Source organism: Paenibacillus sp. OV219 (genome assembly GCF_900110075.1).
GTDB lineage: Bacteria > Bacillota > Bacilli > Paenibacillales > Paenibacillaceae > Paenibacillus_Z.
This window is the reverse complement of record NZ_FOCJ01000006.1, coordinates 292665-319590: the sequence shown is the minus strand read 5'-3', so window position 1 is coordinate 319590 and position 26926 is coordinate 292665. Positions and strand designations below refer to the sequence as shown.

The window sequence follows — 26926 nt, the reverse complement described above, 5'->3', positions numbered from 1 at the left end:
TAAGGGATTTATGGGAAAAGAGCAACAACAGATTCGTCAAACATCGACAATACCTGTTATTTTTCTCATCTCATGACGAAAATCCAGAACAACGCCGCGAGAATGAAGCGATAGATAGCAAAATGAGTGAGCTTGATCTTCTGAATGAAGCGCAGGAACAATATAATGACGAGCCATGCTACTACGAACGAAACGAGGAAGCCGACGATGAAGAACATTAGGTTGTCGCCTTCAATGTATTTGTAGTTATCAAGCATTTCGTATCCTGTCGCAGCGACCATAATAGGTATCGCCATCAGGAAGGAGAAGTCCGCAGCCGCTTTATAGCTTGTTCCTGTCAGCATCCCCCCTGCGATCGTTGAACCCGAACGGGAGAAGCCCGGCCAGAGAGACAAGCATTGCAGCAGTCCGATCATGAATGCCTGTTTATAGGAAATATCGTCCATCGTCTCAGCAACGACTTTCACTCGGCGTGTTCGATTCAGCCATTCCGCTACGATCATATAGATACCGCCAACTACGAGTGAGAAGAGCACCGGCGCCTGGTTAAAGCCTTCGCCTTTAATGATGTCTTTCAGTAATAGAGCGAGCCCCATTGCCGGAACGATACCGAGCGCTACGTGAATAAGATTCAACTTGCGGCGCTTTAATGCGCTACGTCCAGCAGACAGCGTGCCAAGAGACTGCTGCTTGCGCGAAAGGCCGAATAGATCAAGAATCCGGTTCCAGTAAACGATAGCCATTGCTAGTATCGCGCCGAGCTGAATGACAATCTCGAAAGTAACGATCGCTTGATCGTCCGAAGCAATGTCAAGCAGCTTGTTCGTTAAGATCATATGCCCGGATGAAGAAACCGGCAGAAACTCTGTCAAGCCTTCTACAATTCCTAAAATAACCGCATGAATAATGTTTTCCATAAGATCCTCCTGCATCTGAAACAATATCAATCTTACGTTAACCCTTTAAATTTATACTGATTGCCAGCGTGTACGGCGGCTATCGGCAATTGCTTCTGTATCTTGAAGCTCTTCCTCTAATACGCCCCTAATAAACTCCGGCAAGTAATAGGCGATATCCAGCCCATTCTTCATCTTCTCATAGCCGATGCCGAACGTGAACATGTCGATCGTTCCGACGACATACAGCTTATCTTCCAGTAACGGTTCTCCGTTCACGAGGACCGTAACGATTTTATTAAACGCCGGATTGTCCGGCATATACTCGATCGTCAATCCGTCTACAGCAAGAGTGCCGAGGACAAGCCCGCGGAAGCCAAAGCCGCGAATCGGCTTGTCGATATACTCCGGCAGCAACGCTTCTTCGAGCGACAGGCGGATCATCGTACCACTCAGCTGCATCCGGCACGGATTAATCGGCGACGGGCACAGCGCGTGCAAGTCGCCTGCTGTCACTTCGCCTGCTGCGAGGCCGCGGAGCAGCTGCCCCGCGTTGACGATGCCGATATCGGCTTTCGTCCAGCGCCTTAGGCCCGCAGCGAGCAAATTACCAAGCGGCGACTCCCGCTCTGGCGTGAGCGCCAGCGGCGCGTCCAGCACGGCGACGATCCGGCTAAGACGGCGTTCGCCTTCCGCCTTGAAACCACCAATAATAGCTGTCGCCTCTAGCTGCAAGGCGCGTGCTTCCATCGATGTACAAACTGCTTTGAACCTTGGCCGCTTCAGGGCAGAATCGAACCAAATATCGACACGTCCCATATACTCGCCGAACTTCCCGGCAGCACACACATGCGTAGATCCAATCACTTCCGCCTCTTCAAGCAGATGATGCGTGTGACCGCCTAATATTAAATCAATGCCGGGGATCTCCTGCGCCATCCGCCGGTCAAGCGTAATCCCGAGATGCGACATGATAATTAGCACATCTACATGAGAGCGGAGCTGCTTCACTTGCTCAGCGACTTCATGAAGCGGATCAGTAACAACCCAGCCGAGCAGACCATAGAAATCTACGAATGCTGCGGACACACCAATTAAACCGAAGCGTATCCCTGCCTTGTTGATTATGGTAGAGGGCCTCATCCACGAAGGTCGCTGCTTCGTATCCGCATTGAAGAAGTTCGCGCACACCGTTTGAAATCGGGCATGCTTGCCAAACGCTTCATCCAACTGCTCCTGTGTAAACGTTAGCCCTTCGTTGTTGCCAATTGTAACGGCATCGTAGCCGGCATCATTCAATAACGCAATATTCGCAAGACCATCGCTTGCTTCCGTTTCAACCCGCATCCGGTCCATGTGATCCCCGATATCCAAGGTGAGCACATGCTCGGCTCCATGAGAGCTCCGTATTTCTTCTATATACGCGGCCATCCTGGCGGCCTGCTCCAAGCGGCTGTGAATGTCGTTGCTATGAAGCAGCACGACGTCTGGCGCATTCGTTGCTAATTCGTTCATGCTGGCCTCCCGCTTATAAGGGACTATCGCTTCATTCGCATTTCATCTGGTGTAAATGTAGATTTAAAGCCGTATGAGGCTTCGCCACGATTACCTTCATCATGCAGCAATCGGAAGACAATGACGCTTTTTACATTTAAGCATTCACTGGAACCATTCGGCACATACAGCCGTACTGGACCGCCTTTTGGCAGCGGCGCGCCATCTACTGCGAACTGAACCGCTGCATCCTTCAGCTGCTCCCATGGAATAAGCGCCTCGAACGTATCGACGGCTTCCACTTTCAGATGCGTCGGCAATGGTGCATCTTCAGCCACGCCTTGCCCGCTGCGGAACGCGCTGAGCCATTCCGCGAAGTCAAACGCTTCCCCAGTACCGCCTATAACCCGCTCTGACAAAGGGAAGACACGGCCTGCAAGTGAGGCCATGTCCTCCGGAGTTACAGCAATCGCTTCCTGCCCGATATATGCGATTGAAATCTTCTTCGTCTCTGCTTGCTCCGTCATGGCAATCCCTCGCTTCTTTTCAAATACGATTACTCGCAGTTAGCCGCCGATCTGGGACATGCGCCGCGTCGTTGGCTCATGGCTCTGAGCATCGCCTGCCAGCTTCTCCGCCATCTCATGATTGAGCGGCTTAATATCCATCGCACGCAGGAACACCTTCTCAAGCTCATCAGGGTTGCCTAGCGCCGGCTTTACATTCAACTCATCGACCCAATAGAGACATGGCTTGATGCTGCCGTCAGCCGTCAAGCGAAGCCTGTTGCATCGTTTGCAGAACTGGTCGCTGATTGGATGAATGAGACCAAAAGTCCCTTTACCGCCTGCAATTCGATAGTCCTCGGAAGGACCGTTGCCTAGGATCTCACTGATTCGCTCTACGCTGAGACCAATCTCGCTTGCAATCTCAAGGACTCGCGACAGCGGCAAATAATGATTGCGCCAATTGTCATCCGCATGACCAATTGGCATGTATTCGATAAACCGTACATGAAGCGGCTGCTCGGCAGCCATCTTGAGGAATGAGGCGATTTCGTCCTCGTTGACGCCTTTTAACAGCACACAGTTTAGTTTGATCGGCGCGAAGCCAACTTTTGCAGCCGCTTCAATGCCCTGCATCACTCGGTGCAGATCACCACGGCGCGCAATAAACTTGAAACGTGCTGGATCCAGCGTATCGAGGCTAATATTGACTCGATTGAGGCCTGCAGCTCGCAATGCCTCCGCTTGGTCCGCAAGCAGTACCCCGTTTGTTGTTAGTGAAATATCCCGAATGCCGGGAATGCTTGAGAGCTGGCCGATTAATTCCGCCAAGCCCGGACGCACAAGCGGCTCTCCTCCAGTAATCCGCAGCTTGGCAATCCCTAGCTTAGCTCCAACGCGAACGATTTCTGTAATTTGGTCGTAGCTGAGTAAGTTTTCCGCAGGCTCGAATTTCATGCCTTCCTCAGGCATACAGTACAGACAGCGCAAATTGCACCGATCGGTCACTGAGATGCGCAAATAATCGTGCACACGCCCAAAACGATCCGTTAATGCAGCCATAGCCCTCACTCCTTTCCATGCCATCAAAGTGCTAAAGTCTCTATACTCTAGCATAACATTTTTAAACCCATTATGGTATGCTATGGAGACCATTAACATTAAGATCCGAGAGGATAAACAACATGTCTGTAAATTGGAATATACATCTGTTTGCTGGATTATCCGAGCGTTTCGGCCAAGCTACACTTTCTTTAACCCTTGAGAAAGCTACACTCACGGTACTCGAGCTGAAGCAAGAGTTTATGAGCCGCTACCCTGCTCACGCTTCACTTCTATCCGTCTCGTTTATGGCGTGTAATCAAGCCTATGCGGTAGATGACCAAACGATTCAAGTAGAAGATGAGCTTGCATTGCTTCCTCCAGTATCGGGGGGCGAAGAGCAGATAATCGACCTAGCCGCTTCTACTGCTGAACAACCCAAATATGTGGTTACAGCCGAGCCATTGTCTGTCGATGCGGTCACTGCGCTCGTCATTGTACCTAACAATGGAGCGGCGCTAACGTTTACCGGCACGACACGCGAATGGACACACGGTGCCCGCACCGTACGCCTTGAATACGAAGCCTATGTCCCGATGGCGGTGAAAACACTCGAACAGATCGGCTCTGAGATTACGGAGCGCTGGCCTGGTGCATTATGTGCCATTGCGCACCGGATTGGACTTGTCGATATTGCCGAGATCAGCGTCGTCATAGCAGTATCAGCGCCTCATCGTGACGCCTGTTATGAAGCAAGCCGCTATGCGATCGAGAGACTTAAACAGATCGTCCCCATCTGGAAGAAAGAAATATGGGAAGACGGTTCCGAATGGAAAGGCCATCAGCAGGGCCCCTGGAACCCGACAACACCGCAACTTTAGTCTTATCAAAAAGCAGTGCTATGGTCGCGATTTTGCGTCTGGAGCACTGCTTCTTTTACACTCTTATTGCCATTTTTCCATTTTATTGCTACCATGGTCTTATCATTTCCTTCATATTTGATGTGCCATTCGAGGTGGATTATGAGAATTCATGTGACCGAGCTTAAAGAGGGAGACATCCTAAGCACCGACATTTTCAACTCTTATGGGCTTCACGTGCTTTCTAGCGGCACAAGCCTGCAAATGAAAGAAATTTCCAAGCTAATTCAGCATCACATAGATTATGTTGATATTGATACGAGGTTATTTACGGAAGTTTCCATTCGAACTATTGAAAGCGGGCTCAGTCCGAAGTGGCTGCCGACCGTAACGCCGATCTATCAGGATGCGGTTAACGGATGTGAACAGCTGTTTCTCGACGCCTATCAGAATGGCGTAATCAATGAAGACGACGTCGATCAAATGTTCCAGCCCTTGGTCGATACGTTCAAGCTCGAACGCGATGTTGTATCGATGCTGCTATTGCTTAATACAAAGGACGATTATACGTATCAGCACTCCGTGCAGGTTGGCATGTTATCCTACTACTTAGCGGGTTGGCTTGGATATGATGAGAAAGAAACGGTGAAGATTGGACAAGCCGGGTTCCTTCATGATATCGGCAAATGTCAAATTACCGACGATATCCTGAACAAGCCATCCAAGCTGTCCAATGACGAATTCGAAATGATTAAGAAGCATACCGTGTACGGACACAAAATCATTATCGAATCGTTTGGCGAATCGATAGCCTCAACGGTTGCGTTGCAGCATCACGAACGAATAGACGGAACCGGTTATCCGAATCGATTAGCAGGCGAGCAGATGGATCCGGTAGCCAAAATCGTTGCCGTAGCCGATGTGTATAGCGCCATGATCTCTTCACGTGTATACCAAAAGAAACGCGACTTATTGATCGTCTTGAGAGAGCTGCATCGAATGAGCTTCAGTGAACTTGATCCACACACGGCGCACACATTCATCAAGCATATGATCCCAAATTTCATCGGCAAACAAGTCGAGCTTGTCTCCGGTGAGACCGGAACGATTGTTATGACGCATCCAACGGATTACTTCCGCCCTCTTATACGCGTCGAGGATCAATTCATCGACCTGTCTATCGAGCGCGATCTGGAAGTAAAACATATTACGATATAGAAGTCACTACCCCCTAAATCCCCCTAGGAGGGGACCCCAAGGGTTACCAACCCTCTGGATACCCGGAAGGTTTGGCGGAAGGAGCTGCTTATTGCAGCTCCTTTTCAACGTCGTGCTTGTGCTCGCTTTCTCGTCCCTGTCGGGACACGCTACACATTTTGGCGCAACTGCTTGTTATAAAAAAAACAAAACTCCGAACCGTAAGCTGCATCGAGCAGCGTGGTTCGGAGTTATTTGTTTTTGCTTTTACCACTACGGTTAAACAAGAGCGGAGCAGGTCGAATGATTCTGAAGAAGCGTCAGCGTACGCCTTTGTACTCGGTTTCCAACTTTATAAACTTGTTCAAGGAATCCGAGTACAACAGCGATCGTAAGAACATCCAACATGCGCAGCGGAAATGTTTAACCAATCGAGCCTTCCATTTCGAACTTGATGAGACGGTTCATCTCAACCGCATATTCCATCGGCAATTCTTTCGTGAATGGCTCGATGAAGCCCATAACGATCATTTGTGTCGCTTCCGCTTCACTCAGACCGCGGCTCATCAGGTAGAAGAGCTGATCCTCGGATACCTTGGATACGGTCGCTTCGTGCTCAAGCGTAATGTTGTCGTTCATAATTTCGTTGTACGGAATTGTGTCCGAAGTCGACTCATTATCAAGAATGAGCGTATCGCACTTGATGTTCGCTTTGGAGCCTTCGGAATTTCGGCCGAACGACGCCAAACCACGGTAAGTTACTTTACCACCGTGCTTACTGATCGACTTCGATATGATTGTCGAAGTTGTATCCGGTGCAAGGTGCGTCATCTTCGCGCCTGCGTCTTGGTGCTGGCCTTTGCCCGCTACTGCGATCGACAGAACCATACCTTTCGCGCCGCGGCCTCTGAGCACAACTGCTGGATATTTCATCGTCAACTTCGAACCGATGTTGCCATCAACCCATTCCATCGTCGCGTTCTCATCTGCAACCGCACGCTTTGTAACGAGGTTGTAGATGTTCGGCGCCCAGTTCTGGATCGTTGTATAGCGGCAACGAGCGTTCTTCAGTACGAGAATTTCAACGACTGCGCTGTGAAGCGAGTTCGTGCTATAGATCGGAGCTGTACAGCCTTCTACATAGTGAACGAAGCTGTCTTCGTCCGCAATAATCAGTGTACGCTCGAATTGACCCATGTTCTCGGAGTTGATTCGGAAGTAAGCTTGCAGCGGAATTTCACACTTCACGCCTTTTGGCACGTAGATGAAGCTGCCCCCGGACCATACCGCACTGTTAAGCGCTGCGAACTTGTTGTCCGCTGGCGGGATGATTGTTCCGAAGTATTCTCTGAACAGCTCTGGATAATCGCGAAGCGCAGAGTCCGTATCCGTGAAGATAACGCCTTGCTTCTCGAGATCCTCTTGCATGCTGTGGTAAACAACTTCAGATTCGTATTGAGCGGATACACCTGCGAGGAACTTCTGCTCCGCTTCAGGAATACCGAGCTTGTCGAACGTTTCTTTAATTTCAGTTGGAACCTCTTCCCAAGTCTTGCCTTGCTTCTCGGAAGGACGAACATAGTACTGGATATCATCGAAATCCAGATCATCCATGTTGCCGCCCCACTTCGGCATCGGCATCTTGTAGAATTGCTCCAACGATTTCAAACGGAACTCAAGCATCCATTCCGGCTCGCCTTTAATTTCCGAGATTGTACGAACAATCTCAGGCGTCAGCCCTTTACCAGACTGGAAAATCGCCTTATGCTCGTCGCGAAAGCCATATTTATAATCTTCTAAATCAGGCATTTCCTTTGCCATAAGTAAAAGCCTCCTATCGTACGCGGTCACCCGCGTGATTATTGATTCTGATGTTCAATTCCTTTGCGCAGTGCGTTCCAGGAGAGTGTTGCACATTTGATTCTAGCCGGGAACTTGCTGACGCCAGAGAGAGCTTCGATATCCTCAAGCTCTTCAAACTCAGCAGGTTCGCCTTTGATGAAGGTGGAGAAACGTTCAGCAAGCTCAAGCGCTTCCTCCGTCGTCTTACCAGTTACTGCTTCGGTCATCATGGATGCCGAAGACATGCTGATCGAGCATCCTTCACCTGTAAATTTGGCCTGCTTGACGATGCCTCCTTCCACTTGAAGCTGTAGGCTGATGCGATCGCCGCAGGTCGGGTTATTGAGGTTGACCGTTACCGATTCCTCATCCAGCGTTCCGCGGTTGCGTGGATTTTTGTAATGATCCATGATCACGCGGCGGTATAAATCATCCAATTCCATGACCGAAGAACTCCTTTGTTTGCGTAAGGCCATCGACCAGACGGTCAACGTCCTCTTCGGTATTGTATAAATAAAAGCTTGCTCTAGCCGTAGAAGAAACATTCAGATAGCGCATGAGAGGCTGGCAGCAGTGATGTCCGGCACGAACGGCAATGCCCTTCGTATCAAGCACAGTCGCAACGTCATGCGGATGAACATCATTCAGGTTGAACGTTACAAGACCAGCGCGGTTCTGCTTAGGTCCAAAGATCGAAATGCCATCTATCGTGCTCAAACGGTCATAAGCGTAAGACGCAAGCTTGTGCTCATGCTGTTCGATTGCATCAAGGCCAATTTCGTTCAGGAAGTCAATCGCTGCGCCGAGGCCGACTGCGCCTGCAATGATCGGTGTGCCGCCCTCGAACTTCCAAGGAAGCTCTTTCCAGGTCGAATCGTGCAGATCAACGAAATCAATCATTTCGCCGCCGAACTCAATCGGCTCCATCGCTTCAAGCAGCGCTTTCTTGCCATACAGTGCACCGATTCCGGTAGGAGCACACATCTTGTGGCCGGAGAATACGTAGAAATCACAATTGAGATCACGAACGTCCACCTTCATATGCGGTGTGCTTTGTGCCCCGTCGACAACCATAACAGCGCCGTTCTTGTGTGCAATCTCTGTAATTTCTTTAATCGGATTTACAACGCCAAGCACGTTCGAAACATACATCACAGATACGACCTTCGTACGTTCTGTAATTGTCGCTTCCACGTTCTCAAGCTTGATAGAACCATCTTGCTCAAGCGGAATATATTTAAGCGTCGCGCCGGTTGCTTTGGCAACTTGCTGCCAAGGGATGAGATTGGAGTGATGCTCCATCTGCGTAATGACGATCTCATCACCCTCGCCGCAAACCGCTCTCGCATAACTCGAAGCGACAATGTTTAGCGCTGTTGTAGTACCGCGTGTGAAAATAATCTCCTGCGGACTTGCCGCATTCAGAAACTTCGCTACTTTCTCACGCGCGCCTTCGTAAGCATCCGTTGCTCGCGAACCGAGCGTATGAACGCCGCGGTGCACATTTGCATTGTCATGCTCATAATAGCGGTTAACGGCATCAATGACGGAACGCGGCTTCTGTGAAGTCGCCGCGCTGTCCAAGTAAACGAGCGGATGCCCGTTTATCGTTTGATGAAGGATCGGAAATTGCTCCCTGATCGCTTGTACATTCATCCTTCCAGCTTCCTTTCCAGCAGACGCTGGAGCTGTTCTCTGACCGCATCAACCGGAATTTCCGAAACGACTGGGGCCAAGAAACCATATATAATTAAACGCTCCGCTTCCGCTTTTGAAATACCGCGGGACATGAGGTAGTACACTTGCTCCGGGTTCACTTGACCGACGCTTGCTGCGTGTCCGGCTTTAACATCATCTTCGTCGATGAGCAGAATCGGATTCGCGTCGCCGCGCGCTTTCGGGCTCAGCATGAGAACTTTCTCTGTCTGGAACCCACCCGCCTTCGTAGCGCCTTTCTCGATCTTCGTAATGCCATTGATGATCGCAGTCGCTTGCTCTTTCATGACGGCACGAGTTACCATGTTGCTCTCTGTGCTGCGTCCGAAGTGAACCGCGCCTGTTGTCAGACTCATCTGCTGATTACCTGATCCGATACTGATGACTTTCGCATCAGAGCTCGAGCCATTGCCCTTCATAAGGGATTGCGTATCGGACAAAGTGTGGCCGTCATGCAGATCGCCGATAACCCACTCGACACGGCCGTCATTCTCAACGACAGCACGGCGAATAGTTAGATCTACTACATTATCTGCCATATGGTGCACCGTTGCATAACGTACAGTTGCACCAGGCTTCACGATGACTTCCACAATCGTCGGCTTCGTGATCGCAGCTGCAGCATCGCTGTATGTGCTCACAACATTGTCAACGTAAGTGACACGGCTGTGACTGTCTGCAACGAGCAGAACGCGTGGAGCGAAAGCAGCCGAAGCATCGTCGCTGATGAACAGCGCTTGTAGCGGCAATTCAACTTCCACGTTCTTTGGTACGTATAGGAACACCCCGCCATTCCAGATCGCGGAGTGGAGTGCCGTCAATTTGTTCTCATCCTGAGGTACCACACTGAACAGATACTTTTTCACAAGGTCGCTGTGTTCACGAGCAGCTGTCTCCAAGTCAGTGAAGATAACGCCCTTCGCTGCAAGCTCAGCGGATAGTTTGCGAAGCACGCATGAGGAATTGCGCTGTACAACAAGTCCAGCCTGATCCTGTGCCGCCAATTCGCGAACTGTTTCAGGAAGCTCATCTACGGATGCAATCGCAGCTTCTGCCTTATGATTACCAATCGCCGTCAAGTTCCAGCGGCTGATACGGACCTTCTCCGGGGTCGGCCATTCCAGCGTTTCAGCCAGCTCGGCGCCCTTCGTTCTTACTTCTTCAAGCCATGCCGGCTCGCCTTTGCTTTGCGATAAAGCAGAAACTGTCTGGCGGTTAACCGGAGTTGATAGTTGTGTACTCATTTCACTTGCTCCTCCTCCGATTAAACCTGTCCGACTGTTTCGTCTACGATGCCGAGTTCTTCTTTCACCCAATCGTAGCCTTCGCTTTCCAGACGCTCAGCGAGCTCTGGTCCGCCGGACTTCACGATGCGACCTTGCATCATAACGTGAACGAAGTCTGGTTTAATGTAGTCGAGCAACCGTTGATAGTGCGTGATGATCAAGAAGCCGCGATCTTCGGAACGCATAGCGTTAACGCCGTTCGCAACGATTTTCAAAGCATCGATATCAAGACCCGAGTCAATCTCGTCAAGAATAACGATAGACGGATCAAGCATCATCATTTGAAGAATTTCGTTACGTTTCTTCTCGCCGCCGGAGAAGCCTTCGTTCAAGTAACGGTGCATGAACTCTGGGTTCATCTCAAGCTCTTTCATCTTGCCTTCCATTAGGCGGATGAATTTGATCAGCGAGATTTCCTTGCCTTCTTCACGGCGTGCGTTAATTGCACTGCGAAGGAAGTCGGAGTTCGTTACGCCGCTAATTTCGCTTGGGTATTGCATAGCCAGGAACAGGCCTGCGCGAGCGCGCTCATCTACAGCCATCTCCAGCACATCTTCACCGTTCAGCGAAACTTCCCCGCTCGTTACTTCATATTTAGGATGACCCATAAGCGAAGACGCGAGCGTACTTTTACCAGTACCGTTTGGTCCCATGATTGCATGAACTTCGCCACCTTTAATTTCTAGGCTAAGGCCTTTCAAAATTTCTTTACCGTCAATGGCCGCTTTGAGACCATCGATCTTAAAATGTGTTGCCATGGTAAACTGCTCCCTCCAGATGGTTACGACGAATGTCTCTGCCCTGCACGAACGAAACCCGCCTCAGTAAAGGCGGTAATTTCTGAAATGCATTTATTGAAACAATTCCTCTTTTATAATTATTCTAAATTGATTCTCAGTGATTCTCAATTATATATTAGTATAGTTTTCGTTCGAAATCAATGAGCCTGCACCTTCAATCACGCCCAGCTTGTACAGATTACCGCACAATCTTGCTGCGTATCTGCTCCACCTGCGCCTCAAACTCCTTGTCACTCAAGACAGGTTGCGCTTTCACGCCTTCGAAAGTATGGCCAAGATCCACCCATGATTTGCATCCGTTAAAATGGTCTTGCATCGGCAGTAGAACTGGCCGCTCCAGCTTGCTTACCCGAAGCAGCAACAAATGCAGCGGTTTCGTCTTCTTCCATTTGAGCCTCTCATCTGCGAAAGTATCTGTCCAAATATGATACTCATCTAACAGACGAAGTGTGTCCTGATCGAGAATCTCGATGTCGTCCACGGCTTCCGCGACTGCGTTAATCTCAACCGTTGCCGCATTCGGCTGCCATGACGCCATCAGCTCACGCACATCGTCCCGATACGGCTCCTTGAGCAGCTCAGGCCGCTGATGCTCGTAAGCGGGCATTAGATAGAAACGAGGTGCCTTTAGCTGAAAATCTCGCGTTTCCTCCGCGATGCCGCCTTTGCGTAGGACGATAATTTGTTTCCCCTCGGTCAACGCTTTCACCGCGACCGCCCACTCTTTAAGCGCGACCGGCTGCTCTTGATCGAATCCATTATTCACTTATTTCCCCTCCGTTTCATCGCAATAACATCCATTATAGCAAATCCAGGTGTTCGAAAGCGAAAAAATTCGCTATACTATACATATTTGCGGATCAGCCTACACATGGCAGTCTAGCTCGAATCATTATTACGACCCGGAGGTGTGCTATAGATGTCTACGTATCATCCGTTAAACGAAGCAGAAGCGATCGAAATCGCTCGTACGCTTGATGGTGTTTTTGCCCCAGGCGCTGAGCTGAAATGCCGTGAAATCGGCGATGGTAACTTGAATTTGGTGTTCCATATTTCCGATCCAGCAACGGGCAGCAGCATTATTATGAAGCAGGCACTCCCTTATGCCAAAGTAGTCGGAGAATCATGGCCGCTCACGCTCGACCGCGCGCGTATTGAGAGTGAAGCTCTTATTCTCGAAGGCAAGCTTGCTCCAGGACTTGTTCCATCCGTATATCTATACGACAAGGACCTTGCGCTAACGATAATGGAAGACCTCAGTGACCATGTCATCATGAGGCAGGGACTGATTAATGGCGGACGTTATCCGCTGTTTGCCGATCATATCTCGAGCTTCATGGCGCAGACGCTATTTTATACCTCGGATCTTGGACATAATCAACAGGAGAAGAAGCTGCGCATGGCAAGCTTCATCAATCCAGAGCTTTGCAAAATCACCGAAGATCTTATCTTCGACGACCCTTATACGAATGCCGATACGAACAGCTTTGAAGATTCGATTCGCGATGCAGCGGAAGCTCTCTGGAATGACGGCGAGCTCCATCTTGAAGTAGCTCTGCTCCGCGAGAAATTCCTGACACAATCGCAGGCGCTGCTCCACGGTGACTTGCATACAGGCAGCATCTTCATCACACCGGAATCGACGAAGGTTATCGATCCAGAGTTCGCCTACTATGGCCCAATGGGCTTTGACATCGGCGCCGTTATCGCCAACCTGCTGCTGAACTATGCGGCACGCGAAGGACGCGACAGCGACGAGGCGCAGCGTGAAAAGTACCGCGCCTACTTGCTAGAGACGATCAAGAACGTATGGAACCAGTTCCACAGTAAGTTCCTTGCTCTGTGGGATGCGCATGGCGTTGACCGCCTAGCTGCGGCTGCTCCAGGCTACAAAGCGAACTACATGCAGCGCCTGCTGCAGGACACGATCGGTTTCGCAGGCTGCAAAATGGTTCGCCGTATCGTAGGTCTTGCCCATGTGGCGGACATTGATAAGATCGAAGATGCAGCTGCTCGCGAGCGCGCACAGCGACTAGCGCTCAGCATCGGCAAATCACTCATTAAGCAGAGTCGCAAAGCCGCTACTATCGATGAGCTTATCGATACGGCTCTCTCGGCTTCGACTGCTGTTAAGGCATAAAAGAAAGGTAGGAATCCACTAACTATGACTACAGAAACAACGAGCTATAAAGGTTTACAATCCGTCATTTGGGCTGGCGTGAAATTGGATTTGCTCGATCAGCGTCTTCTGCCGGAAGAGATTGTCTATCTTCCACTTGTAACGACACAAGATGTATGGGAGGCCATTCGCCATCTGAAAGTACGCGGAGCTCCAGCAATCGGCATTGCCGCTGCATATGGCGTTGTGCTCGGTAGCCGAGATGCTAGCGAGGCTGGTGCCTGGCTGACAGCTGTGAAAGAAGCAGCTGCGCACCTTGCCACTTCCCGCCCGACAGCCGTGAACCTGTTCTGGGCGCTTGATCGGATGACTGCACGCGCGAATGCTCTTGCCGCAGGCGACAGTGATCTCGCTGCATGCAAGGAAGCACTCCTGCAAGAAGCGATTAATATTCAGAGCGAAGACGAAGAGACGAACCGCCTCATCGGCGAGCATGCACTTACGCTATTCCAAGACGGTATGGGCGTCCTGACACATTGCAACGCTGGCGGACTCGCAACAGCGAAATATGGCACAGCGCTCGCACCTTTCTATCTCGCATTGGAGCAAGGCATCCATCTGCGCGTGTTTGCGGACGAGACGCGTCCGGTCTTGCAAGGCGCTAGACTGACAGCGTTCGAACTGCAGCAAGCAGGCGTTGACGTTACGCTTATCTGCGACAACATGGCCGGCATGGTCATGAGCAAAGGCTGGATCGATGCCGTTATCGTCGGTACAGACCGCGTTGCCGCAAACGGCGATGTTGCGAACAAGATCGGCACTTACAGCGTTGCTGTTCTTGCCAAAGCACATGGCATTCCGTTCTATGTCGCTAGTCCGCTCTCGACGATCGATCTGAACACGCCTTCCGGCGCGGAGATCCCAATTGAAGAGCGCCACGCAGAAGAAATTACAGAAGGTTTCGGCAAACGGACAGCGCCAGTTGGCGTCAAAGTGTTCAATCCAGCTTTCGACGTAACGCCAAGCGAATATGTAACAGCAATTATTACGGAGAAAGGCATTGTAAAGCCTCCGTATAACGTGAACCTCAAAAATTTGTTTAACAGCTAATTCACGCTTCAAGCAAATAAATAAGGGTCGCCCAGCTAACAGCAAATGCTGTTGCATGAGGCGGCCCTTTATTAATGTTGATCGTTCTATATCATTAACAGCAGCGCGTCCGCGCCTTTCATGCCGGGCTTTATGCCAAGCGCCTCCGCTGCGCTTGTCACTGACTCAAGCGGCGCAGCCATCAGCTCTTCCAGCGTTTTGACACCGACTGCACGCCCCGCAATAATGCCTCTATCTTTCAACCGTTCATTCAGAAGCGAGACATCGAGTGCTCCGCACATAATGTAGCCTTTATCCGTCGTCACCGCAAGCAAAGTTGTTTTGGGCAGAAGCACTTCTACGCCAAGAACAGTTGTATTGTCTGCGAGCACAATTGGAACCATCCGCATCAAACGAAAACCACCTCCTTCTAACCGCCAGCCGCACTTTTGCTCATCGTTATATTTTCCTTTTCACTATATGCTCGCGCTTGCTAGTGAGTGTTGGCGTCAGCCTGACCAACGCGCCTGCTTTTTACTGCAAAAAATCAATTCGGGACACTATAATATTGGTAGCGATAATGATATAGTTAGAATACTTTATGACGTCATGGAGTGGCACAATGAATCAATCAGATAAACTTCAAAAGCAAACATCCGCTCATTTATTCAATGTTGACATTCTCGTGCAAGGTGACAGCAACGCGATTGCGATGGAAAGGCTGCTTCATGCGCTGAACCAAGCGGGATTTGCGGATTTTCGCATTCAATCCGGCATTGAGCTTGGCCGCCTGATCGAGACGCTTGAAACAAGCGCTGCGAATAAGCCGAAGGACACTAAAGCATCGAAAGCAGGCCAGAAAGCTGAAGCTGCCGCAGCGGCTCCTGAATCTAATTTGACCTTTAGTACGGAACGAATTAAGGCTTGTATCGCTGAGAACCGTTTAATCCGGCTAACGGCGAACAAAGGCTTCGGGAAGAAGCTAAGCATGCCTTGCCGCATCATTAACCTGGATGAAGCGTCACAGATGATAACCGTCTACCATGTCGATGAGAAGCAGGTCTATGCGTTTACGCTTCTCGAAATTGAAGAGTTTGTATAAGACGATCCTTGAAGCCGAGCCTGCGCCGAATAAGCGCACTTGGCTTTTTCTTTTGCCACAATGCAAGGACTTTCGACATAGGTATTGATAATCATGTCGTCTGCTGTCAAAATAAGTGGAAGAGTTTAGGAGCCATTTCTATCCATTTTGGCGATCAAAGGAGACTTCATCTATTATGCGTTCTTTTTCTGTCCGTTCTCAAATCATACTACTCATCGCAGTAGTCCTGTTGGCGCCAATTACCGGTATAGGCCTCTACTATTATCATTCCATCACATCGAAGCTTGAGGTCATGGACCGCGGGGCTACCGACGAATCTGCCGCATCCGTAGAAGGAATGCTCACGATTCTCTCTTCTCATGTTATGGATGTAACCGTTACCAATTCCCACTGGGGAGACTACCGAACCGCGATGCTCACGCATGATCTCGAATGGATTACAGACAACGTGGCCGGCGCGGTCGATATTATTCCGAATTTGGATTTTACCGTTTCGGCTGACTATGACGGCAACGTCGTGCTTCAGAGCGGCGACGTAGCGGATTTCATGGTTCCGAACATCAGCAAGCTCGGCATTGTGCAGAAAGCGAAGGCAGACGGGGATTTCTCTGGACTGCTTGTAACAAACAAAGGCATTGCGTTCATTGCCGCATCAAAAATAACTGACGAAGAGAACAAGCTCTCCTCTCCCGGCGTACTCATCTTTGGCCGACTCCTTAATGCAGACGCATTGTCGGGCATTGCCAGTACAGTCGGCGTCGATGTATCGTTCTACTCGAAGCTTGGCGATACAGGCTGGATTGATTCGGACAAGACTGGAGTTAAAGAAGCTGCTGCCGCTGAAAAGCTCTATGACGATCAGATGAAATCGAATTCGCCGGGACACCCGATCATTGCGAGCTTGAATCAAGCTGACCATCCTTATAGCGTCAAAATGTTATCGGTAACCGACTATGCAGGCAAACCGATCGGCGTTTTATCGGTAGCCAGAGAGCTGCGTGTCAGCTCGGAAGTTGCATCGGGCTTAAGTAAGCTGAGTCTACAAGCAGGTGCTGCCGCTCTCATTCTGATCGCGATTATCGGCTTCTTCATCGAACGCCGGATCATTACACCGCTCAAACGGATCCATGCCTATTTGAAGCAAGTCGCAGAAGGCCGCTTGTCGGCTCAAGCTCCGGCAGGCGAATTGAAGCGCCGCGATGAAATCGGATTTATTACCGGTACACTGCAAACGACAGTATCCGATCTGCACGGCATTGTGAAAGGCATCGAAACGACGTCTACCTCCGCCTCTGGAACTGCAGCTGTCTTGTCAGGCGAGACCGAGGAAACTAGGGCAGGCATCGGACAGATCGTGGATCATATGCACATGCTGACCGAAGGCGCTGAAGCCCAGCTCGTGGGCGCGGCAAGCGGTACGAAAGCGATGTCCGGCATCGCAGACGGCATTCAACAAATCTTTGAGCGTACGATTTCGGTTACGCATAGCGCGACGGAGTCGACCGGATTCGCTGAGGATGGCCGCACTAGCATCAATAATGCTGTCGTACAGATGAACCATGCAAGCGGTTCTGTGCAACAGGTCGTGAATGATATGCAGAAGCTGGAGAAGCATTCGGAGTCCATCGTAGAAATTGCCGAATGGATTGGCAAGATCGCGTCGCAGACGAATATTCTTGCTTTGAACGCGAACATCGAGGCTTCGCGAGCAGGCGAGCATGGGAAGGGCTTTGCGGTTGTAGCGGATGAAGTGCGGAAGCTAGCCATGCAGGCAGGTGAAGCAGCTAGTCAAGTGCAGGAGCAAGTGACGACGATTCGCGAGCAGATCGAGGTTACTGTCGCTCACATTGAGCAGGGGCATATCGAGGTTAGCGAAGGCACACAGCTCGTTCAGACCGCCGAGCATTCCTTCTCTCGCATCGCCGATTCGATCACTTCCATGAATGTAATGTTGCAGGAAGTGGCGGCGGCTACAGAGGAAATGACTGCCGGCAGCCAAGAGATGGCCGCGATGGTCGAACAGACTGAAACCGTATCGCGCAATGCAGCGCAATTAACAAAAGAGGTGTCCCGCATCGCGGAAGCTAGAGCAGCCTCCGTGAACCGAATCACCTCTGTCATGAGTGAATTGAACGAACAGATTCAGGAGCTGGGTAGTAGCGTAACCCGTTATTCCTGATTGCTCTTCGCTTTCCAAATTGCATAAGCAGCCATTCCCCACGCCACAATAAAGGCAAGGCCTCCAAAAGGCGTAATGATTCCCAACGGTTTGATGCCAGACAAGCTAAGCGCATACAAGCTGCCCGAGAATAAGAAGATGCCGGTATGCATCAGCCGGGCAGCCCAGCGAATGCCGCGCTGTTGACCGATCCGGTCAGAAGCAAGCGCGATAAGTAGAAGTCCGATACCGTGGTACATATGATAGCGAACGCCCGTTTCGAATACGTTCAGCATTTCGGCTGTCAGCCGATCCTTCAAGCCATGTGCTGCGAATGCGCCAAGCACAACAGCAACAAGGGCATGGATGGCTCCATAAGCGCCATATTTATTAAACATGTCCTTCTCCTTCCTTTCTGAATCCTATGATGTCTAAGTATGATTGGAACGATAGCAAACGATTGATAACGTGGATAAAGGAGATACCTTTCGATGAATGAACATGACAATGGACAGCATTACGCGCCAGATCATTTCGATCCGGAGAGGTCAGAAATCACGGCCGTACCAGTCAGAACCCAATCCAAGCTTGGCATAGCGTCATTTATACTTGGACTCATCAGCATTATCGGCTTCATCGTCGCCATCCTAGTTATAACATCATTTATTATGAACCACAACTTTCCCGACATCAACACCTTCAAGAATAGAATAGAAGCGCAAGAGGAAGATCTTGCGGAATATGCACCAGTTATTATGGGCGGACTTATGGTCATTTTGTCGGGCATCGTCGGCATCGTGGGACTTATACTCGGCATTGTCGGTGTCGCTTCAAAGAACAAGCGGAAGGCGTTCTCCATTCTTGGCATCATATTGAATGCAATCCTGCCAGTTGGCCTGATCGGCTTGTTCTTCATCGGCATCATTCTCGGAGGTTCGCAATAATAGTAAAAGTGCCTAGAAGTTACGAAACTTCTAGGCACTTTTTATTGTTTGACTACCACTCTCTATTCGCCCGGCGCGTCAAACGGAGGCGGCTCGTAGCCGGCGCCAAACGGAGCATCAGGGCGATGGAATTCGCCCATCAGCGCACGGCGCACCGGCGTCGTGCGGTCGAGGAACGACTGCGAGTTCTGCAGCCGATCAGACGGCTTCACCCATGGCGGGCTATAAATATAGTGCATCGTGTAGCGGTCATAGTCTCCGTCATGCGCATAAGTCCGGTGCCATACGGCGTTGTGGAACAGCAGGACGTCGCCGGCTTTGGCACAGATGACATGGCCGATGGAGATATCGCCCTTCTCTTTGCGAATCGAATCCGGCATTGGCACTTGCGCGCGATGGCTACCCGGGATCAGCTCCATATTGCCCATTCTCGGCATCGTCTGATCGGTCAGCAGGAACGACGCCCGAAGCTGAAGAAGCGGTATATGAAAGCTCAGCTTCTTGAAGTCGTACGCACCGGAGCCGTCCTGATGCCAGCCGCCCACCGGGCCAAAAGCAGGCTGCTTCGTATTCCAGCCGGACTGCATAATAAAGCGGTCGCCGTAGATACCTCTTACTTTCGGCATCACAGCCGGATGATCCATCAACTTCTCCAGAGCGAGCTCCGTTTCATAACCTCGGCCAACTTGTCCGAACCCATCGGTTCCAGCCGCATCGTGAATGCGCTTGGAAGCTTCCAGACATGCCTGCACTTCTTCTGCACTCAATACGTCAGGAATAATGATGTATCCCCATGATTCAAAAATAAATCGGTCTGTGTCCGTAAGCTCTCCTGGTGCAACTACTGGGTTAAGCATTGAAGCATCTCTCCTAACTCAAGTTCATGATATGGCCTGCCGACTCACGACTGACAATCGGCAGGTATTCACCACTTGCTCAAGGAGCAAACGACAGCCGGATCGTCTCCTTCGTCGACGAATGGCCATCGGATGAAGAAATAGAAATCGCCGTATGAGCAGACTTTTTTAATCGGCATTGTTGTGGTCATTGGAGCAGGTCATCCCTTCCACTGGTTTAGTGTGCTAGCCTTTAACGCCAGCCATTGCATAGCCTTGAATGAAATTACGCTGCAGCAATAAGTAGACGAGGATTGGTGGCAGCATAACAATGGCGGTGAGCGCGAAGAAATCTGGATACATCGGCACTTGGCCGCTGGACATCATCGTTGAGAGCAAACTCGTAACGCCTGTATTGATGACCTGAATGCCCGGGCTGTTAATCGCGACTAGTGGCCATAAGTAGTCGTTCCAGATCGCAATGAACGTCGTAATGACGATAACGGCAAGTACAGCGCGTGTCATTGGGAAGTAGATGCCGAATATCGTCCGGAATACGCCTGCCCCGTCAATACGAGCCGCTTCTTCATATTCAAATGGAATAGACTCCATCGTTTGTTTTACAAGAAAGATCGCCGCTACGTTGACGATACCGCTGCCAAGAAGCAGCGCGCCCCAAGTGTCGATCATGCCGTGTCCGCCCTGCCCCATCCAGTCATTGCCGCCGATAAAAGGAAACCGCGCGAACAGCAAGTAAGTTGGAATAAGCGTCACTTGTCCAGGCACCATCATTGAAGTGAGAAAGATGATGAATACCGTGTCGCGCCCCTTGAAGCGCAGCTTCGTAAACACGTAAGAAGCGATAAGCGACACGAAACAAGTGACTGCAATGTAATAGACACAACGGATAAGCGTGTTGATTAAGTAGTGATAGATCAGCGAGTTATGAATGAGATTCAAATACCGGTCGAGGTGTATCTCCGTCGGGATCGGAATGACGACCGTATTGTAATAGTCTACGTTAGAGCCGAAGGAAGCGAGCACCTGGAATAGAAACGGATAGAACATGATGACGCTTCCTGCAATCAGCAGAAAGTAAATGGCCAATGATTCGAGTTTGCTTCGATGGTTAACCATTTCCTTATGCGTTCCTCCCTCGCTACTTAAGTTTGGTTACGCTGTGAAATGCGATATTGGATCATCGTGAGCACGAAAGTGAAGATCAGCACCATAACCGACGATGCACTCGCCATCCCCATGTTGAAAGACTGAAACGCATCCTGATAAATACGATGTAAAATAATATTGGTATGCCCCTGGGGCCCGCCGTGTGTAAGTAGCTGAACAGGCTCGAAGATCTGGAAGCTGCCGATAATGCCCATAATGGCGATGTACATCGTAATCGGGCGGAGCGACGGAAGCGTGATGTAGAGGAGAATTTTGAATCGCGTTGCGCCATCGACCTTTGCCGCTTCATAGAGCGTGGTGTCGATACCCTGTAGCCCTGCCAAATAAATAATGACGGTTCCGCCAATCCCCTTCCAGATGGAAATGATAATAAGCCAGAAGGTCATCCAGAAGACACTTTGCTGAAAAATAATCGGCTCCATCCCGAACCGCTCCATAATTTTGCGTATTAGGCCGGTAACCGGGTCGAGCAATGCATTGGCGATTTGAGCAACAACCGCGAACGAGACAAGCACCGGCAAATACCATAGCGTACGATAGATGCCAACGCCTGACACTTTCTGATTGAGCAGAATTGCCACGAAGAAACCGATTATCATACAGCCTGCAAGTATGAGCAGACCATACATCCCTGCATGGAGAAGAGTGAGCAAATAGTCGCCCGTCGTGAAGAAGCGATTGAAGTTATCGAAACCGACCCATTTCGGCCATCCGAGTACGCCATTCCATTCTGTAAAGGACAGATAAATGACGAAGAGAACCGGAAATAGCGAAAATACAGCAAAAAAGATGAACATCGGCGCGAGCAGCGAATACCCGACAAAACCGTCGCGGTGACGGTTATAGAACGGGAGGAGGCGCTGCCTCATGGACAATTGGAGGGAAGCCTCCCCGAGCTGTGCCCGGGGAGCCTCGTTCTTATCTGCGACCGTACTCATTTCAGTTGTTCCTCTGCTGTTTTCTGAGCATCCTTCAGCGCAGCTTCAATCGACTTATCTGTCGTCAGCGTAATATCTTGCGCCTTATACCACGCTTCCCAAATTTGCGGGCCGTTCTTGGCGTAAACCGGCAGCGGCGAGCTTTGCTCATTCGATACGATATCATTGAACACTTGCAGCTCTGGATACGTCTTGAGCAAATCCGCATTCTTGCCTGCTTCCATATTCGCCGGCAGACGGCCTGTTGCGTTCGCTTCCATCTCTTGATACTCCTGGCTTGCCATAATCTTGAGGAATTCAACCGCTGCCTCAGGATGCTTGGATTGCTTGAGGCCGTAGAACAGCGTGTTGCCTACGATAACGTTACCAGTTTGGCCTGCTTCAGGCACAGGCAGCGGCGCGAATCCGCAATTGACGCAGCCGTTCGCTTTGCCCCATGCAATATGCCAAGGACCGTTAACGGCAAAAGCAACTTTACCGCTGTTCAGCAGGTTGAAGAATTGCCCTTCGTCTGTCATCGAAGTCGAGCCTGGAGGCGCTGTCTTCGACAAATCGCGGAGGAAGGTAAGTGCTTTCACATTTTCAGGCGAGTCGAACGTAACTTGTGACCAGTCGGAACTCGTGAAGTCACCGCCAACCTGACGCATAAATGGAGCTAGGCGGAAAGCGCCGCCGAGGCCCATATTTTGTACGATTGTGCCATAGTACTTTCCTTTTCCGTTTGCTGTCGCTATCTTGGACATGTCGAGCCATTCATCCCATGTCTTCGGCGGCGTGTTCGGATCAAGACCGACTTTGGCCATGACATCCTTGTTGTAGATAAGGCTGAATACGCCCGTCATCTGAGCAACCGCATATGGCGTGCCATCATGCATCGCTGCTTTCATCGGTCCTGGCGCCAGCTGCGAGGCTACGTCCTCAGGCACTTCCAGCAGAGCACCGATTCGGGCGAACTCCGGAATGAAGTCTTCGCCATCCGCGACATCCGGCGGATTGCCTCCCATGACGGAAACCATGATCGCTTGGCGCAGCGTATCCGCCCAGCCTTTGTCGATATATTTAATCGTAATACCCGGGAACTTCTCTTCCATCTTCTTCTGGATGTAGGCGTAAATTTTGTCCGCTGTCGCATCCTTCGCTTCTGGCATCGCATTCGCCACGTTATGGCTCCATACTGTCAGCTCGAACGGCTCGCTTGCCGGTTTAGCCACCGTATCGTTGCTGCCATCGTCCGTGCTGTCGTTCGTCGTTGCAGCCGTTGAATTCGTATCTTTGGTGGTACTGTTGTTTGTTGTATTGGACGCCTTTGAGGTGTTGGAACCGCTGTCATTTTTATCATTGCTAGAACAAGCTGTAAGTACGAGTGTCAGCACTACGATGATTGATAAGATCGATGAAAACCACTTTCTCCCCTTCATTGACCCATTCCCCTCTCATCTTGTAAATAACACAATATCGCTTGCACATTATAAATCACAGCTGGATCAAAATGACGATGGTCAATCGCCTCAAGGCACCTCCTATATAATTGTATTATATGATATGTCGTCATAATACTTCGAATGCCGAATTGCTGTCAATGACTGCTTTTGTCGAAGTGATAACAACAATATGCTCACTTTGCAATAAGTAATTTGTCGTGTGCGGAGGCAATAAAAAAGAACCTTTCACAAGGTTCTTTATCGTAAATACGGCACGTTATTTGTTTGTGTGCAGAGGCAGCGGCGCCGTGGACAGGCTCGGGACGAGATGCGGCTGCATAATGATTTTACGGTACTTTGTTTCGCTCGATGAATGACCGTGATGTTGCAGCAAATCAAGCAATTGCTCGACTGCCGTTCGTCCAACTTCGTGCTCGTGCTGGTCAATGTAGGTGAAGAAGTTAAACTCCTTACTCGGCGACTGGCTATCAAACGTAACGATCGATAGATCCTTAGGCACTTCTAGACCGAGGAAACGAACAATCTTGTACAGATGCATCGCCATATAGCCATTTAAGGCGATATAGGCAGTGGCAAGCCCGTTCTTGACATATCGGAACAGCGGATGCTGCTGGTCAATTTCAGTCTCATCATGATTGATGTGAAATTCCGTCAGCATGAGGGCTGGATTAATCAGCTCGCCAAGTTCCTTAAGCGCCTTCATATAGCCGGAAACCCGCTGCTCGATCGTTGTCGTTGAGAGCGGCACATCCGAGCAGATGGCAATATCACGATGGCCGAGCTCGTAGAGATGGTTAACCGCAAGGCGCGATGCCTCTACACCGTCTGAGCCAATGAAATGTGTATCAATGCCGGACAAATACCGGTCAATAATAACGAATGGAAACCGATCCAGCTTCAGGCGAAGAATTTCTTCGTTGTACGTTTCCGCATCAGCTGGGAAAATAATAAGGCCTGCGGCACCCATACCAAGCAATTCACGAATCGCTACTGCCTCACGTTCCGTTGAATTCTCCGAGAACATGAGGACGAGGTTGTAGCCCGTCTGCGACAACGCCTTCGTGATGCTACTATTAAGCCGAATGGAGAAAAAGTCGCTTAATTTCGGAATAATTAAGCCGATTATGCGACGAGAGTCCGGTTGCTGAGCGCCTGATAGCGCCGATGAACCGCTGCCGACTGCCGAGTTCTCTAGCGGTTTCTTCATCTCCTGTACATAGCTGCCTTTGCCTTGAATCCGGTGCAGCCAGCCTTCTTTCGCTAGTCCCGTTAACGCGTTTGAAACCGTTATTCGGCTTACATCGAACTTCTCCATCAATTCCTTCTCTGTGAGAATTTTGTCCCCGATCTTCCAGAAACCGGTCGTAATCTGATTCTTTATATATTCCTGAATGACCTGGTAGATTGGTATTCGTCCATCCTGCATACGAACCCTCCTATCCTTTTGTCTTTACACCAATTCTCACCCATATTTGTATAGTTGTATTATAACGAATATAGCATTTTGTGCAAGCGCAGGTTGGACTGATCGCCGGTACTAGGGAAAGTTAGTACTATGTTTTGCATGGACGATGACTATACTGAAGGTAAGAAGCAAGAAAGAGGTGCCGCACATGGATAGAAAGTGGCTGCAGCAAGAAGGACAATCATGGACGCAGAAAGGCATTATTACAACAGAGCAATATCAGCGCATCCTGGCGCTCTACCCTCAGCAGAATCGTGCGATCGGCATTATTCCGCTGCTAGGCAGCATACTTGTCGGGCTCGGAATACTCAGCTTTGTCGCTGCGAACTGGCAGCAGATCCCGCAGCTCATCCGGCTTCTCATCATAGCGTTGACGATGATTGGCTTCTATACATCCGGCGAAGCTTTCCGCAGAAGAAGCCATGAGAAGCTCGGCGTCGCGCTAATCGGGCTCGGCTTGCTGACCTTCGGCGCGGGCATTGTGCTCATCGGTCAAATGTTCCATTTGCAAGCGTATGATGTAACGTCATTTATCGCATGGGGTACTGCAGGGCTTCTGTTAACATGGCTCATTAAGAGCCGCTACCTCTTCATCATCACGCTGCTCATTTTCACCTGCTTACAATGGTATAACGGGACGGAATTCAGCCAGTTCAGCTTCGTTGCTTTTGCGATCATGATCATGGGGCTTGGCTACTATTGGCTGAAAAGACCAAATACGCTGCTCGCGTGGCTGCTCGCCGCAAGCTTCACGATTCAAAGCCTACTGCTTGTGACCGTACATGACTGGGCCTTCTCCTGGTTCTTCATTCCGGTCTGGCTGCTGTATACCGTGATGGATTGGACGAAAGAACGCAAGTCGGTTTATCCGTTCCAAGCGATTCCACTCGTCGCTGCATTCTTGCACAACCTGTTTATCGTCCTGTTCTGGAATGATTCGAACGATTCCTCGTTCTTGAAGGACTTAGCCGCACAGCCCGTTTGGTTCGTGCTTGCACTCGTTCTGCTCTTCGGGTTGTCACTTGCAGGCAAGTACCGTAGCGGCCGACTATCCTCGGGAGTCGACTGGATTCTGGCGCTGCCCTTCTTCTACCTCGCTCATGGTGCGGATGGCGCTTACTTGATTACGCTGTTCCTCTTCTCCCTCTACTTGCTATGGCGGGGCTATGCGGAAGAATGGGCGGTCAAAATCAATCTCGGTACGCTGCTGTTCCTGACGAGCACGATGGCGGCTTACGGCAAGCTAGCATGGGATTTTATGGACAAATCAATCTTCTTCATCATCGGCGGCGTGCTGCTGCTTGTGCTTAGCTGGTTCTTAAACCGGCGGAAGAAACAGTTTTTGACCGAATTGCAGGAGGAGGAGGAACATCGCCATGACGACAAATAACCGCTCTAAGCGTGGCCGCAGCTTCTGGCTTATTGTGGTCGTTGCGATGCAGCTTCTCTTCCTCACCGGCATTGTGCTCTACCACTACTCGGCGCTCTGGGTAGGCAAAGAAATCCGGCTAGAGACCGCTCCCGTCGATCCCCGAGATCAGCTCTACGGAGATTATGTACAGCTCAATTACAAAATTAATAATGCAGATTGGTCGAAGTGGAAGGCCGAGGGGCGGAAGGCGGAGCGTGGCGATAACGTGTATGTGCTTTTGCAGGAATCTGGTGCTAGTGGTTTGTACGAGATGCAGGGCGTATATCGCAGCAAGCCTTCGCACGACGCAGACGAGGCGGTTTTGAAAGGCCGTGTACAATACGTCACCGACGAAACGATTCGTATCCATTACGGGTTTGAGCAGTATTACGTCTCGGAGAATACGGGAAAATCACTTGAGGAGCGCGCGCGTTCAGGCGATCTCGTCGTCGATGTGAAAGCCGCTCCTTGGGGAAGCGCCGCCATTGAAAGAATCGAGCCCTAGTTTACCGTCCCGATTGGCAGATTGCTAGAAGCTCCGCGCTTTTTCGTTCACATAACCGTCCGAGTCTTGAATAGAATGAATAACAACAAGC

At 50.3% G+C, this 26926-nt stretch carries 27 protein-coding genes; 9 read left to right on the top strand and 18 right to left on the bottom strand.

What is annotated here, in order from left to right; all coding sequences use genetic code 11:
* Positions 1 to 65: 65 nt before the first annotated feature.
* From BMY11_RS17210 to moaA, 4 genes are read right to left on the bottom strand one after another with little or no spacing between them, the layout of a single operon-like run.
* Complete coding sequence (locus BMY11_RS17210; protein WP_090578694.1) at positions 66 to 917, bottom strand: undecaprenyl-diphosphate phosphatase; 852 nt, start codon at positions 915 to 917, stop codon at positions 66 to 68.
* A 51-nt stretch (positions 918 to 968) separates the two neighbouring features.
* A complete protein-coding gene (locus tag BMY11_RS17205) occupies positions 969 to 2411 on the bottom strand; it encodes a bifunctional metallophosphatase/5'-nucleotidase (RefSeq protein ID WP_090578691.1) in 1443 nt (480 codons plus the stop codon).
* A 23-nt stretch (positions 2412 to 2434) separates the two neighbouring features.
* Entirely contained in the window at positions 2435 to 2917 is a 483-nt protein-coding gene (locus BMY11_RS17200) for a molybdopterin-binding protein (protein ID WP_090578688.1), read from the bottom strand.
* Positions 2918 to 2956: 39 nt separating this feature from the next.
* A complete protein-coding gene (gene moaA, locus BMY11_RS17195; RefSeq protein WP_090578686.1) occupies positions 2957 to 3958 on the bottom strand; it encodes a GTP 3',8-cyclase MoaA in 1002 nt (333 codons plus the stop codon).
* Positions 3959 to 4080: 122 nt separating this feature from the next.
* On the opposite strand from moaA, the gene BMY11_RS29600 reads away from it, so the two are divergent.
* Positions 4081 to 4818, top strand: coding sequence for a molybdenum cofactor biosynthesis protein (locus BMY11_RS29600; RefSeq protein WP_090578683.1), 738 nt, complete (start codon positions 4081 to 4083; stop codon positions 4816 to 4818).
* A 141-nt stretch (positions 4819 to 4959) separates the two neighbouring features.
* Positions 4960 to 6015, top strand: a complete 1056-nt coding sequence (locus BMY11_RS17185; RefSeq protein WP_090578680.1) for an HD-GYP domain-containing protein — start codon at positions 4960 to 4962, stop codon at positions 6013 to 6015.
* Positions 6016 to 6417: 402 nt separating this feature from the next.
* On the opposite strand, the gene sufB is transcribed toward BMY11_RS17185, so the two are convergent.
* The 6 genes from sufB to BMY11_RS17155 all read right to left on the bottom strand — a co-directional run bounded on the left by sufB (position 6418) and on the right by BMY11_RS17155 (position 12404).
* Positions 6418 to 7815, bottom strand: coding sequence for a Fe-S cluster assembly protein SufB (gene sufB, locus BMY11_RS17180; RefSeq protein ID WP_090578677.1), 1398 nt, complete (start codon positions 7813 to 7815; stop codon positions 6418 to 6420).
* A 38-nt stretch (positions 7816 to 7853) separates the two neighbouring features.
* Entirely contained in the window at positions 7854 to 8279 is a 426-nt protein-coding gene (gene sufU / locus BMY11_RS17175) for a Fe-S cluster assembly sulfur transfer protein SufU (protein ID WP_090578674.1), read from the bottom strand.
* On the bottom strand, positions 8266 to 9492 hold the full coding sequence (locus tag BMY11_RS17170; RefSeq protein ID WP_090578671.1) for a cysteine desulfurase: 1227 nt from the start codon (positions 9490 to 9492) through the stop codon (positions 8266 to 8268). Before BMY11_RS17170 ends, sufU begins: the two co-directional genes overlap by 14 nt.
* Positions 9489 to 10796, bottom strand: a complete 1308-nt coding sequence (gene sufD / locus BMY11_RS17165) for a Fe-S cluster assembly protein SufD (protein WP_090578668.1) — start codon at positions 10794 to 10796, stop codon at positions 9489 to 9491. Before sufD ends, BMY11_RS17170 begins: the two co-directional genes overlap by 4 nt.
* A gap of 20 nt (positions 10797 to 10816) precedes the next feature.
* Entirely contained in the window at positions 10817 to 11596 is a 780-nt protein-coding gene (sufC, locus tag BMY11_RS17160; protein WP_090578666.1) for a Fe-S cluster assembly ATPase SufC, read from the bottom strand.
* A gap of 220 nt (positions 11597 to 11816) precedes the next feature.
* Positions 11817 to 12404, bottom strand: coding sequence for a DUF1802 family protein (locus BMY11_RS17155; RefSeq protein ID WP_090578663.1), 588 nt, complete (start codon positions 12402 to 12404; stop codon positions 11817 to 11819).
* Between the two features lie 153 nt (positions 12405 to 12557).
* Here BMY11_RS17155 and mtnK point away from each other — a divergent pair, with 153 nt between their 5' ends.
* Positions 12558 to 13778: an S-methyl-5-thioribose kinase gene (mtnK, locus tag BMY11_RS17150; protein ID WP_090578660.1), complete on the top strand. Its 1221-nt coding sequence runs from the start codon at positions 12558 to 12560 to the stop codon at positions 13776 to 13778.
* A 24-nt stretch (positions 13779 to 13802) separates the two neighbouring features.
* Positions 13803 to 14867, top strand: coding sequence for an S-methyl-5-thioribose-1-phosphate isomerase (gene mtnA, locus BMY11_RS17145; RefSeq protein ID WP_090578657.1), 1065 nt, complete (start codon positions 13803 to 13805; stop codon positions 14865 to 14867).
* A gap of 86 nt (positions 14868 to 14953) precedes the next feature.
* Here mtnA and BMY11_RS17140 read toward each other — a convergent pair whose 3' ends face one another.
* Complete coding sequence (locus BMY11_RS17140) at positions 14954 to 15259, bottom strand: YunC family protein (RefSeq protein ID WP_090578654.1); 306 nt, start codon at positions 15257 to 15259, stop codon at positions 14954 to 14956.
* 209 nt (positions 15260 to 15468) lie between these two features.
* On the opposite strand from BMY11_RS17140, the gene BMY11_RS17135 reads away from it, so the two are divergent.
* Both BMY11_RS17135 and BMY11_RS17130 read left to right on the top strand, forming a co-directional pair.
* Complete coding sequence (locus BMY11_RS17135) at positions 15469 to 15948, top strand: hypothetical protein (RefSeq protein WP_090578651.1); 480 nt, start codon at positions 15469 to 15471, stop codon at positions 15946 to 15948.
* Between the two features lie 175 nt (positions 15949 to 16123).
* Positions 16124 to 18127 carry a methyl-accepting chemotaxis protein gene (locus BMY11_RS17130; RefSeq protein ID WP_090578649.1) on the top strand — a complete coding sequence of 668 codons (2004 nt, stop codon included), beginning with the start codon at positions 16124 to 16126 and terminating at the stop codon, positions 18125 to 18127.
* Here the strand turns inward: BMY11_RS17130 and BMY11_RS17125 are convergent.
* A complete protein-coding gene (locus tag BMY11_RS17125; protein WP_090578646.1) occupies positions 18118 to 18504 on the bottom strand; it encodes a DUF423 domain-containing protein in 387 nt (128 codons plus the stop codon). The two genes, BMY11_RS17130 and BMY11_RS17125, sit on opposite strands and share 10 nt — an antisense overlap.
* A gap of 93 nt (positions 18505 to 18597) precedes the next feature.
* Here BMY11_RS17125 and BMY11_RS17120 point away from each other — a divergent pair, with 93 nt between their 5' ends.
* Positions 18598 to 19050, top strand: a complete 453-nt coding sequence (locus BMY11_RS17120; protein WP_090578643.1) for a hypothetical protein — start codon at positions 18598 to 18600, stop codon at positions 19048 to 19050.
* Between the two features lie 62 nt (positions 19051 to 19112).
* Here the strand turns inward: BMY11_RS17120 and BMY11_RS17115 are convergent, their stop codons facing one another.
* From BMY11_RS17115 to BMY11_RS17095, 6 genes are all read right to left on the bottom strand, one after another.
* On the bottom strand, positions 19113 to 19907 hold the full coding sequence (locus tag BMY11_RS17115) for a phytanoyl-CoA dioxygenase family protein (protein WP_090578640.1): 795 nt from the start codon (positions 19905 to 19907) through the stop codon (positions 19113 to 19115).
* Positions 19908 to 19975: 68 nt separating this feature from the next.
* Complete coding sequence (locus BMY11_RS29340; protein ID WP_256217578.1) at positions 19976 to 20098, bottom strand: hypothetical protein; 123 nt, start codon at positions 20096 to 20098, stop codon at positions 19976 to 19978.
* A gap of 34 nt (positions 20099 to 20132) precedes the next feature.
* On the bottom strand, positions 20133 to 21023 hold the full coding sequence (locus BMY11_RS17110) for a carbohydrate ABC transporter permease (protein WP_090578637.1): 891 nt from the start codon (positions 21021 to 21023) through the stop codon (positions 20133 to 20135).
* A gap of 26 nt (positions 21024 to 21049) precedes the next feature.
* On the bottom strand, positions 21050 to 22012 hold the full coding sequence (locus tag BMY11_RS17105) for a carbohydrate ABC transporter permease (RefSeq protein WP_090578634.1): 963 nt from the start codon (positions 22010 to 22012) through the stop codon (positions 21050 to 21052).
* A complete protein-coding gene (locus tag BMY11_RS17100) occupies positions 22009 to 23430 on the bottom strand; it encodes an ABC transporter substrate-binding protein (protein WP_090578631.1) in 1422 nt (473 codons plus the stop codon). The genes BMY11_RS17105 and BMY11_RS17100 overlap by 4 nt, the downstream gene beginning before the upstream one ends.
* Before the next feature lie 280 nt (positions 23431 to 23710).
* Complete coding sequence (locus tag BMY11_RS17095) at positions 23711 to 24880, bottom strand: GntR family transcriptional regulator (RefSeq protein WP_090578628.1); 1170 nt, start codon at positions 24878 to 24880, stop codon at positions 23711 to 23713.
* 187 nt (positions 24881 to 25067) lie between these two features.
* On the opposite strand from BMY11_RS17095, the gene BMY11_RS17090 reads away from it, so the two are divergent.
* Both BMY11_RS17090 and BMY11_RS17085 read left to right on the top strand, forming a co-directional pair.
* Positions 25068 to 26309, top strand: coding sequence for a DUF2157 domain-containing protein (locus BMY11_RS17090; protein ID WP_090578625.1), 1242 nt, complete (start codon positions 25068 to 25070; stop codon positions 26307 to 26309).
* Entirely contained in the window at positions 26296 to 26835 is a 540-nt protein-coding gene (locus BMY11_RS17085) for a GDYXXLXY domain-containing protein (RefSeq protein WP_090578622.1), read from the top strand. Before BMY11_RS17090 ends, BMY11_RS17085 begins: the two co-directional genes overlap by 14 nt.
* Positions 26836 to 26926: the final 91 nt, after the last annotated feature.